6 protein-coding genes and 2 pseudogenes are annotated in these 10,787 nt (G+C 61.8%); 6 read left to right on the top strand and 2 right to left on the bottom strand.

Going from position 1 to position 10,787, the window contains the following annotated elements:
* Window positions 1-769 precede the first annotated feature (769 nt).
* From QY049_RS20070 to QY049_RS20085, 4 genes and pseudogenes are all read left to right on the top strand, one after another.
* Entirely contained in the window at window positions 770-973 is a 204-nt protein-coding gene (locus tag QY049_RS20070) for a hypothetical protein (protein ID WP_232995619.1), read from the top strand.
* A 75-nt stretch (window positions 974-1,048) separates the two neighbouring features.
* On the top strand, window positions 1,049-1,420 hold the full coding sequence (locus QY049_RS20075) for a nickel-dependent hydrogenase large subunit (RefSeq protein ID WP_232995620.1): 372 nt from the start codon (window positions 1,049-1,051) through the stop codon (window positions 1,418-1,420).
* A 133-nt stretch (window positions 1,421-1,553) separates the two neighbouring features.
* Complete coding sequence (gene gltB, locus QY049_RS20080; protein WP_128955105.1) at window positions 1,554-6,275, top strand: glutamate synthase large subunit; 4,722 nt, start codon at window positions 1,554-1,556, stop codon at window positions 6,273-6,275.
* A 166-nt stretch (window positions 6,276-6,441) separates the two neighbouring features.
* Window positions 6,442-7,318 (top strand): annotated as a pseudogene (locus QY049_RS20085) (IS3 family transposase); the annotation flags it as partial.
* Between the two features lie 279 nt (window positions 7,319-7,597).
* On the opposite strand, the gene QY049_RS20090 reads toward QY049_RS20085, so the two are convergent.
* Both QY049_RS20090 and QY049_RS20095 read right to left on the bottom strand, forming a co-directional pair.
* Window positions 7,598-7,729 (bottom strand): hypothetical protein, encoded by a 132-nt coding sequence (locus tag QY049_RS20090; RefSeq protein ID WP_256438973.1) that lies wholly within the window; start codon window positions 7,727-7,729, stop codon window positions 7,598-7,600.
* A 53-nt stretch (window positions 7,730-7,782) separates the two neighbouring features.
* Window positions 7,783-8,640: a hypothetical protein gene (locus QY049_RS20095; RefSeq protein ID WP_128929800.1), complete on the bottom strand. Its 858-nt coding sequence runs from the start codon at window positions 8,638-8,640 to the stop codon at window positions 7,783-7,785.
* Window positions 8,641-9,078: 438 nt separating this feature from the next.
* On the opposite strand from QY049_RS20095, the pseudogene QY049_RS20100 reads away from it, so the two are divergent.
* Both QY049_RS20100 and QY049_RS20105 read left to right on the top strand, forming a co-directional pair.
* Window positions 9,079-9,917: pseudogene (locus tag QY049_RS20100) on the top strand (DUF2493 domain-containing protein); the annotation flags it as partial.
* A complete protein-coding gene (locus QY049_RS20105; protein ID WP_313753974.1) occupies window positions 9,914-10,537 on the top strand; it encodes a hypothetical protein in 624 nt (207 codons plus the stop codon). The pseudogene QY049_RS20100 and the gene QY049_RS20105, both read left to right, overlap by 4 nt.
* The last annotated feature ends 250 nt before the right edge of the window (window positions 10,538-10,787 follow it).

The following is a 10,787-nucleotide window of genomic DNA, read 5'->3' on the forward strand; positions in this document are numbered from 1 at the left end:
AGTAGGCGCGTTTGCGTTCCGACGGAAACGGGGCGGCCGTGTGGCGGTCGGCGATGATGTTTTTGAGCGTTGGGCATTCTCGTGATGAGCGCCACATCTGACCGCTTCCCGCGACAATGAGGCGCGGGAGAAGAATGCTTCGACCATGAGATTGTACCCTCGCGAGCTCCCGGGCATGCATGTAGAGGAGAGTGCCAAGCTACGATGGTCAACTTCTTGCAAAGTCCTTCGAACAACGTCGGCGCGTTTCGACATTCAGTCCAGGCGCCAGAGCATCACGCGGCGAAGTTTTCACAACTTATGCCGTCCCGCTGCAGCGAGCCTCGGGCTTTGACAGCTCGTAGCCGCCGTACTGCCTGAGCTCTTAAGACCAAGCTGCGCATCTGCGTAATCTGTATGCACGGGCTCAAGTGCACTTGCTGCCTGGAGAGCTTTATGCGGATCATCGCAAACCGCCGCTTAAGGAAGCGGGGCTGTCGATGATCTCGCTCGGCGCGACGGGCTATCATGGCGGCCGCTGGAGGCCAACCCGAGGCAATCTTTCCGGCAAATGCGGGCCAAATGTAAGGGCCAAGTACCTCGCGGCTCAAGACAATCCACCGCATCCAGACAAGTGCTAACGTCGCGGGCATTTCGATGCCGGCCGGTTGGCCGAGAATGGACGACGAGCAGGCTAGCAAGGGCTATTGCCTCTACAAAATGGCTGCAAGGGGAAACCACCTAACGCTTGCTCGACCAGAGTGCGCAGCAATTCGGTATTGAGAACACCATGGCGACGTTCGTCCATGCGGCATGTGATGGGGCTGAAATGCCTTACGAGCAAGCGCGGAAGCGCCGCCCACGAATTCAGTCGAACTCAGAGAGTACAATGATGGGCATTCAGACGCCCAACCGATTCACGCTCGGTAACTCCAGCGAGGGCGATCTTGTCGATCCGCTGACCAGGATCGAATTCACCTGCTTATCGAGGTGAATGTCGATTCCGATAATGTGATCCGCAACGCGGTCTCAACGAGACGATGCGGCGTGGTATTGGGCGCGCGATGCCTTGGCGTTCACCGAGCGAATTTGCTGGGTCTGTACCGGCACGCACGCGCCGGCACCTGCGCGCAGTAGTGAACCGCTTGGCATCGTCATCCGGGAGATTCCCAGTTTAAACCTGTTACATCATGCAACTATGCATGACTATCTCGTGCATTTTTTGTCACGTGCATGCTCTGGATTGGGCTGGCTTCGGTCGGCGCGGTCTTCGCAGTCGAGGCTGACGCCAAGGCGGCCTCAGCACTTGCGCAATCGATCTCATTCGTCGCGTTACTGCTCACCAGGCTCACCAGGCTCGTGCAAACAAAGAAACTCGATCCATTCAAGAGCGCATTTTCGAGGCACCCAGCGTACAAGCTTTCGCCGTAGGCGAACCTAATGGCGGTGGCACATTGCCTGCAGGCGCTCGATCTCTAGAAGGACGTCGACAAACTCCACGTGCTGTTACGGCGGCAAGAACCCGCATGCGAACTGGCTAGTTGGAGTGCACCCAATGTCGAAAGAGGAATACAATGAACGGGTCGCAATTCGAGCGCGGAAACATCGTGGCAGAAGAGCTGTCGGCGACGGTCGCCTCGAAAACGACCGATCCGATTCAGGAACACAATTCCCGCCCCAAAGCCGAAGGCCTGTACGATCCGAGCCTGGAGAAGGATTCCTGTGGCGTCGGCTTCATCGCCAACATCAAGGGCCAGAAGTCGCATGAGATCGTCTCGGATGCGCTGAGCATCCTCTGCAATCTCGAGCATCGCGGCGCCGTCGGCGCCGACCCGCGCGCCGGTGACGGCGCCGGCATCCTGGTGCAGATCCCGCACGCCTTCTTCAGCCGCAAGGCCAAGGAGAACAAGTTCGAGCTACCCGCGCCGGGTGAATACGCCATCGGCGCGCTGTTCATGCCGCGCGACACCGCCTGGCGCAACGTCATCAAGAGCATCATCGCCGACCAGATCAAGGCGGAGGGCCTGACCCTGCTCGGCTGGCGCGACGTGCCGACCGACAATTCCTCGCTCGGCGTCACCGTGAAGCCGACCGAGCCTGCCTGCATGCAGGTGTTCATCGGCCGCAATGGCGTTGCCAAGACCGAGGACGAGTTCGAGCGCCGGCTCTACATCCTGCGCAAGTCGATCTCGCAGGCGATCTACCAGCGCCGCGACCGCGGCCTCGCCGGCTATTACCCCTGCTCGATGTCCTGCCGCACCGTGATCTACAAGGGCATGTTCCTCGCCGACCAGCTCGGCAAGTACTACCCTGATCTGCACGAGAAGGATTTCGAGAGCGCGCTGGCGCTGGTGCATCAGCGCTTCTCGACCAACACCTTCCCGGCCTGGTCGCTGGCGCACCCCTATCGCATGATCGCGCATAACGGCGAGATCAACACGTTGCGCGGCAACACCAACTGGATGGCGGCGCGCCAGGCTTCGGTGAGCTCCGAGCTGTACGGCAAGGACATCAGCCGGCTCTGGCCGATCTCCTACGAGGGACAGTCGGACACCGCCTGCTTCGACAACGCGCTGGAATTCCTGGTGCAGGGCGGCTACTCGCTGCCGCACGCCGTCATGATGATGATTCCGGAGGCGTGGGCCGGCAATCCGCTGATGGATGAGAAGCGCCGCGCCTTCTACGAATATCACGCCGCGCTGATGGAGCCGTGGGACGGCCCGGCCGCGATCGCCTTCACCGACGGCCGCCAGATCGGCGCCACGCTCGACCGCAACGGATTGCGGCCGGCGCGCTATCTCGTGACCAAGGACGACCGCATCGTGATGGCGTCCGAAATGGGCGTGCTGACCATCCCCGAGGACCAGATCATCACCAAGTGGCGCCTGCAGCCCGGCAAGATGCTGCTGGTCGACCTCGAACAGGGCCGCCTGATTCCCGACGACGAGATCAAGGCCGAGCTCGCCAAGAGCCATCCCTACAAGGAGTGGCTGGAGCGGACCCAGATCGTGCTGGAAGACCTGCCGAAGGTGCCGACCACGGGCGTGCGATCCAACCTCTCGCTGCTCGATCGCCAGCAGGCGTTCGGCTACAGCCAGGAAGACATCGCGATCCTGATGACGCCGATGGCGGCCACGGGGGAGGAAGCCGCGGGCTCGATGGGCAACGACACGCCGATCTCGGCGCTGTCGGACAAGGCCAAGCCGCTGTTCACCTATTTCAAGCAGAACTTCGCCCAGGTCACCAATCCGCCGATCGACCCCATCCGCGAGGAGCTGGTGATGAGCCTCGTCTCGATCATCGGGCCACTGCCGAACCTGTTCGACCTGCAGGGCATGGCCACCACCAAGCGCCTCGAAGTCCGTCAGCCGATCCTGACCGATGCGGACCTGGAAAAGATCCGCTCGATCCCGGAAGTGGCCGAGTCGCACTTCAAGCCGCGCACGCTGGACACCACGTTCCACGCCGGCCTCGGTGCGGCGGGTATGGACCAGGTGCTGGACGAGCTCTGCGCACGCGCGGAAGTCGCCGTGCGCGAAGGTGTCAACATCATCATCCTGTCCGACCGCATGGTCGGCACCGACCGGGTGCCGATCCCCTCGCTGCTGGCCTGCGCCTCCGTGCATCATCATTTGATCCGCACGGGCCTGCGCACCTCGGTTGGCCTCGTCGTCGAATCCGGCGAGCCGCGCGAAGTGCACCACTTCGCTTGCCTTGCCGGCTACGGCGCCGAAGCGATCAATCCTTACCTCGCGTTCGAAACCATCATCGCGATGAAGGACCGCCTGCCCGGCTCGCTCGACGACTACGAGATCGTCAAGCGCTACATCAAGTCGATCGGCAAGGGGCTGCTCAAGGTGATGTCCAAGATGGGCATCTCGACCTACCAGTCCTATTGCGGCGCGCAGATCTTCGACGCGGTCGGCCTCAAGGCGGATTTCGTCGGCAAGTTCTTTGCCGGCACGCATACCCGCGTCGAGGGTGTCGGTCTTGGCGAGATCGCGGAAGAGGCGGTGCGCCGCCATGCCGACGCGTTCGGCGAGGCTCAGGTCTACAAGACCGCGCTCGATGTCGGCGGCGAATATGCCTATCGCAGCCGCGGCGAGGACCATGCCTGGACCGCCGAGTCGGTCGGCCTGCTGCAGCATGCCGCGCGCGGCAATTCGCTGGAGCGCTATCGCGCCTTCGCCAAGATCCTCAACGAACAGTCGGAGCGTCTGCTGACGCTGCGCGGCCTGTTCCGGATCAAGAACGCGGAGGAAGAAAAGCGCAAGCCGGTGCCGCTCGACCAGGTCGAGCCGGCCAAGGACATCGTCAGACGTTTCGCCACCGGCGCGATGAGCTTCGGCTCGATCTCGCGCGAGGCGCACACCACGCTCGCGATCGCCATGAACCGGATCGGCGGCAAGTCGAACACCGGTGAAGGCGGCGAGGAAGCCGACCGCTTCAAGCCGATGCCGAACGGCGATTCCATGCGCTCGGCGATCAAGCAGGTCGCCTCGGGCCGCTTCGGCGTCACCACGGAGTATCTCGTCAACTCCGACATGATGCAGATCAAGATGGCGCAGGGTGCCAAGCCCGGCGAAGGCGGCCAGCTGCCCGGCCACAAGGTCGACGCCACCATCGCCAAGGTCCGGCACTCGACGCCGGGCGTCGGCCTGATCTCGCCGCCGCCGCACCACGACATCTACTCGATCGAGGATCTGGCGCAGCTCATCTACGACCTCAAGAACGTCAACCCGACGGGCGACGTCTCGGTCAAGCTGGTCTCCGAGATCGGCGTCGGCACGGTCGCCGCGGGCGTCGCCAAGGCGCGCGCCGACCATGTCACCATCGCGGGCTTCGAGGGCGGCACCGGCGCTTCGCCGCTGACCTCGATCAAGCACGCCGGCTCGCCGTGGGAGATCGGCCTTGCCGAGACCCATCAGACGCTGGTCCGCGAGCGGCTGCGCAGCCGCATCGTGGTCCAGGTCGACGGCGGCTTCCGCACCGGACGTGACGTCGTGATCGGTGCGCTGCTCGGGGCCGACGAGTTCGGCTTCGCCACCGCGCCCTTGATCGCGGCCGGCTGCATCATGATGCGCAAGTGCCATCTCAACACCTGCCCGGTCGGCGTCGCGACCCAGGACCCCGTCCTGCGCAAGCGCTTCACCGGCCAGCCCGAGCACGTCATCAACTACTTCTTCTTCGTCGCCGAGGAAGTGCGCGAGATCATGGCCTCGCTCGGCTTCCGCACCTTCAACGAGATGGTCGGCCAGGTTCAGCTGCTCGACCAGACCAGGCTGGTCGCGCACTGGAAGGCCAAGGGCCTCGACTTCTCCAAGCTGTTCGTCAAGCAGAAGGAAGAGAAGGGCCAGAAGATCTATCACTCCGAGCGCCAGAACCATCATCTGGAGGCTGTGCTCGACCGCACGCTGATCGAGAAGGCGACGCCTGCGCTCGACCGCGGCGCGCCGGTGAAGATCGAGGCCAAGATCAACAGCACCAACCGCTCTGCCGGCGCGATGTTGTCGGGCGTGGTCGCCAAGATCTACGGCCATGCCGGGCTGCCGCACGACACCATCCATGTCGGCCTCAAGGGCACTGCCGGCCAGGCCTTCGGCGCGTGGCTGGCGCAGGGCGTCACCTTCGAGCTCGAAGGTGAAGCCAACGACTATGTCGGCAAGGGGCTCTCGGGCGGCAAGATCATCGTCAGGCCGCCGGCCAACAGCGGCATCGTGCCGGAAGAGAGCATCATCGTCGGCAACACCGTGATGTACGGCGCCATTCAGGGCGAGTGCTACTTCCGCGGCATCGCCGGCGAACGCTTTGCCGTGCGCAATTCCGGCGCGGTGGCGGTGGTCGAGGGCGCGGGCGACCATTGCTGCGAATACATGACCGGCGGCATCGTGGTCGTGCTCGGCAAGACCGGGCGCAACTTCGCGGCCGGCATGTCCGGCGGCATCGCCTATGTGCTGGACGAGACCGGTGACTTCGACAAGCTGTGCAATCTGTCGATGGTCGAGCTCGAGCCGGTGCTGTCGGAAGAGCTGATCAACGCCGGCACCTACAACCACTCCGGTGACCTCGAGGCGCATGGCCGGGTCGACGTCTTCAAGAACCTGCTCGACTCCGACGTCGAGCGGCTTCACGTCCTGATCTCGCGCCACGCCAAGGCGACCGGCTCCAAGCGCGCCGCCGATATCCTTGCCAACTGGAAGGAATGGCTGCCTAAATTCCGCAAGGTGATGCCGGTCGAGTACCGGCGCGCGCTGCGCGAACTGGCCGCCAACGCGGACGCCGAGCCGAAAATCTAAATCGGGGCGTAAGAAAACGATCTCATGGTGAGTGGGGCGCGAAGACCGCCTCGTAAATACACAAGGCCGTCGCCGACAGCTTTAATTACCAAATCAAACTGATCGCGATGCAACATTGAGGCGTGTTAGGCCTCGCCAGACGGACCGTGTTTCTTGGCGGCGGATCGAGGTCAAGCGACTGAAGACGCTGGAGGAGGAGAATGCGAAGCTGAAGAAGCTTCTGGCCGAGCAGATTCGATGCGGCTGCCCTTCGCGAGCTCCTTTCAAAGAAGGGGAGGGGGCCCCCCCGCCACGCGCGCTGCCGTCTGCAGGCTGTCATGAGCCTGTCGGTGCGGAGCGCCTGCTCAATCATCAGCGCGGACCGGAAGATGATCCGCTATCAGTCCAGCCGCCCGCTGGATGCGGAGCTGCGCGGCCGGTTGCGCGATCTCGCCACCGGGCGGCGGCGGTCGTTCGGCTACCGCCGGGTGTTCGTCCTCTTACGACGGGAAGCAGAGCCATGGGGGATCAGCCGGATCTACCGGCATTATCGGGAAGAAGCACTCGCGTCCGCAAGCGGTGAGCTCGCCGCAAGGCCGTGGGGACCCGGCCCCGATTCTGGTGCAGGCCAGGCCCAATGCACGCTGGTCGCTGGACTTCGTTCATGACCAGTTCGGCATGGACGGCACTTCCGCATTCTCAACATCGTCGATGACGTGACCAAAAAGTGCCGGGGGGCTGTTCCGGATACGTCGGTCTCGGGCCAGCGCGTCGCCCGCGAGCTGACGTTCGTCGAGCGACGGGGCAAGCTACGGATGATCGTGTCCGACCATGGCACCGAGTTTCACCTCCAATGCCATGCTGCCTGGTGCAAAGGACACAATCATCGACTGGTACTTCATTGCGCCCAAAAAGCCGATGCAGAACGGCTTCATCGAAAGCTCCAACGGCTCGATGCGTGACGAACTCCTGAACAAGACCCCGTTTTCGATCTTGACGACACCCGCGCCAAGATCGTCCGCTGGGTCGCTGACTACGATATCCGGCGCCCTCACTCGTCGCTAAATACCTCACCCAGCGGCCTATGCCGTCCAACTCACCGCAAGGACGACCGGTTACGCAAACCCGACCAGCTCCGCCGATCGTCCGCTGCTACACACGCGCCGCTCAGCGTACAAAACCCTGAGCCTCTAACCGCTGCCGGATGAGTGGCAGGTCATGCCGATTATACAAGGATTGATCTGTCCAGGATCAACTTATCGCCCCGCCGCTCGGGGTACTGCGATGCGTCTCGTTTGGATGCCGAGCCACGAGATGCTTGCGGATTTCCAGGCTGTTATGGCTCAAGCCGAAGGTAAGAACTGCTGAATCGCGCGCTGTTGGCATGTGATCACCAAACAGTTGCGGGGAGACTTGATATGAATGGGCTGCTTCATCAGGTCTGACAGCTGTTTAACTGCATCGATGATCATCACTGGTCGACTCCCGGCGGACCTCCTGATGTGAGGCGGCCTAATGGGCACGTCACCTACGACTCGCTGGAGAGTTTGATTGATTGTCTCACTAGCGACGCGCCGATCAGACGAGTGACTCCTCGCCTTCCGTATTTGAAAGGAACAATCAGGCGTTGGTACGACAGCTGAACTTTGTCGTTCAAATGGGGGCGAAGAATCTTGGCATCGACCTCATCTAGGCGAGGTTGGTGCGTTTCTAGGACGGACTCGTACATACGATGCACCCATCGCCCATATTCATAATCCGGTTGTTCATCAACCGGAATGCCGGGCGCATTCTCCCGCCAGGTCTTGCTGAAGATTTCGAAGCCGGCTCCGAGATCGATAATGGTGAGGCGACCAGCCACGGCCTCAATTGCGGCGAACCTGACCGCGGCTGGGGAGCACAACGCCTTCTTCAGAGCTGTCAGATCGGCGGTTCGGTCCGAACAGTCCCAGTAGGACAAAAGCATGGATAGTGGACCTTGGCAGCCTACCAAAGTCTCAATCGGCATCTGCCTGTATCGAATGTTTGTCGCCGCTCGCTGGCAAGGCTCGCCTAGCCGCTGATTTATATATGTGACCGCTTGCGAACGAGTTGAAAACAACTTGTCGGCGAGGTCTACCGAATTTGAAATGACCATTCGCTCCACCCCAAGGTCGCTGACAAGATTGATCGCCGCAGCAACGCTGACTGGGGTGGCAGTCTCAAACCGGATTCGTATCTGTGCCGACCCGGGGCGGAACAGAGCAACTGTCACGAAACCCATATTATTGATGAGATAACTCAGGAAATCGAATTCGGTCACTGGGTAGTGTAGAAAACATTTACGCAGAGCTGAAGAACATGCGTCCCAAGCGTGGCCGCGATCGTCCAGTACGATTGTCCGCATGAGGGCCTCACGGCAAATCTGAGTGCCATTGTTTGCGCCAACTATGCGACTACAAAACATCGCGCCCGCGCGCTTGCACAGTACCGCCGGCAGCTGGCAGCTGCGAAACAAGATGCCAATCCAATGCAAGCATCAACCTGCCGAAGTTGGTAGCCCAGAATGGGCCCGCACGACGGGACCTCATTGGCTGCGGGACATTCCTACCAGGGCTGGTCATTGATCGTCTGTAGCGGTCGTGTATCAACTCGTGAATGATGAAAACGGTCGGGAAATGGTCGTCTGATACTGAAATCAGTCGCCGAACAACCCGCAGAGAGTTCTTATGCATTTCCAGTCAATATCGCTCATCCCCGACACTCACGACGATCTGATTCTAATCCCCAGGGTCGAGGCGGAGATCGCGCGATATGGCATGAATGAGAGGCTGAGTCGCGCCTATACCGTCCCTTCGACGATCAGCCCGATCCAAGGCCGCTACCGGAGACCAGGATCATTACCGGCGCTGTTGCAGACATGTTTGACGCGCTGGTTGCGTCATTGAGCGATACCCGGCTGGAGCCCGACCTCGATGATCTCCTCTGGCCGACGGTCAACCTGTTCCATCGCGCCGTCGAACGCATCGAGCGCCAGCTCGACGTCAACGAACAGGCGCAGCAGAAGAGCCAGCGCGAGCAGAACGGCTCGGAAGTGCGCTCGGTCGAGCTTGAGCGCCTAACCGCCGAGGGCATCTCGCTGATCGAGCGCCGCAACTGTCTCGAACTCTTCCGCGACCAGGCGATCGAGCGCTTCGAAGTCCACACGGGGTCTGCTTGGCGCCCACGGTCGGGATCACTGGTCAGCCATCGCACGCTCACCGCGGCGATAATCGATTCCCGCGACTTCATCGCAGCCAAGCGCCGCTCGGAAACCGAGATCATGGTGCCGCCGGGTCCGAAGATCGCCCTGACCGGTGGGCTCGACTTCAACGACTATAGCCTCGTCTGGGATCGGCTCGACAAGGTGCACGCCAAGCATCCCGACATGGTTCTGCTGCACAGCGCTTCACCGAAAGGCGCCGAGCTGATCGGCTCCAAATGGGCAACCAGCAAGTGCCACAGATCGCATTCAAACCGGATTGGACCAAACACGCCAAGGCAGCGCCCTTCAAGCGCAATGACGCGATGCTCGAACTGCTGCCGATCGGCGTCCTGCATTTCCCCGGCACGGGCATTCAGGACAACCTTGCCGATAAGGCAAAGCGGCTTGGCATTCCGGTCTGGAAGTTTGGCGGCGCGTGAGCGCCGTCTTGCCGTCAACCGACGAGTGGCGAGGCCGCACCCGCCGTAACTCCGCCTCGTTTTGTTTATACGTCGGCGGCTGGGCTGCGGTGGTGGTGGAAGGCGCGAGCGCTCACACGCGTGCCTTGGAGCCACCACCATGCTCGCCCTCGGGCTTCTTCTCAATATTGCTGGTATCGGCCTATTTGCTGGCTGATCGTTGTGCTAGCGGTCTATGCGCTGCGCTTTTTGTTGCGATCAATATCGGATTGATGGCGTTCAACAGCGGTGCGGGCATTGTCGGCGCACTGCTCGTCGGCACAGTTTGCGCTGTGCTCACACTCGCAGCCGGCCAGCTGGCCATTACCCTTAGCCGCCACGTGGCCCTGCGACTTGCAATTGCGGCCGTGTTCGTCGTTCCCGCGGCCGTTGCCGGCTATCACGTGGTGTTCGCGCTCTCACAGATCGGAGCGCCGTCGCTGGCTTGGCGCGAGGTCTTCGCATGGCTGGGCGCGGTTTGCATCGGCTCGTCAACATTCACGCGCTTGACGCTCATCTCGAAGACCCGCCCGATCGAGCCGGAAAGGACGGGCGGAGAGCCGTCCCGCCCCGTTCTCACGGCCGCGGCAAACGAGGGATGAACTTTCCGCGCTTTTGTCGTCGAACAGGTCGCAGAATAAGCACCCTCGACGATGGATGATGCTCACCAGAGCAGAGGAGGCGGACGGTCCTCTCAGAAACCTTCGAACACGTGCTGGAGATTTCCGATCCGGCACACATAGCTGCCACGGCTGGACCCGCCGCACCGCTTGACCGCTTTGCCGGGACGATGCCGCCCATTCCCGCAGATTGTTTCTCTTCCTTCCCGAACCGTTCCGACCTCTTGTGCAG

This window comes from Bradyrhizobium sp. WYCCWR 13022 (assembly GCF_030435535.1).
In the GTDB taxonomy this organism is placed as follows: Bacteria; Pseudomonadota; Alphaproteobacteria; order Rhizobiales; family Xanthobacteraceae; genus Bradyrhizobium.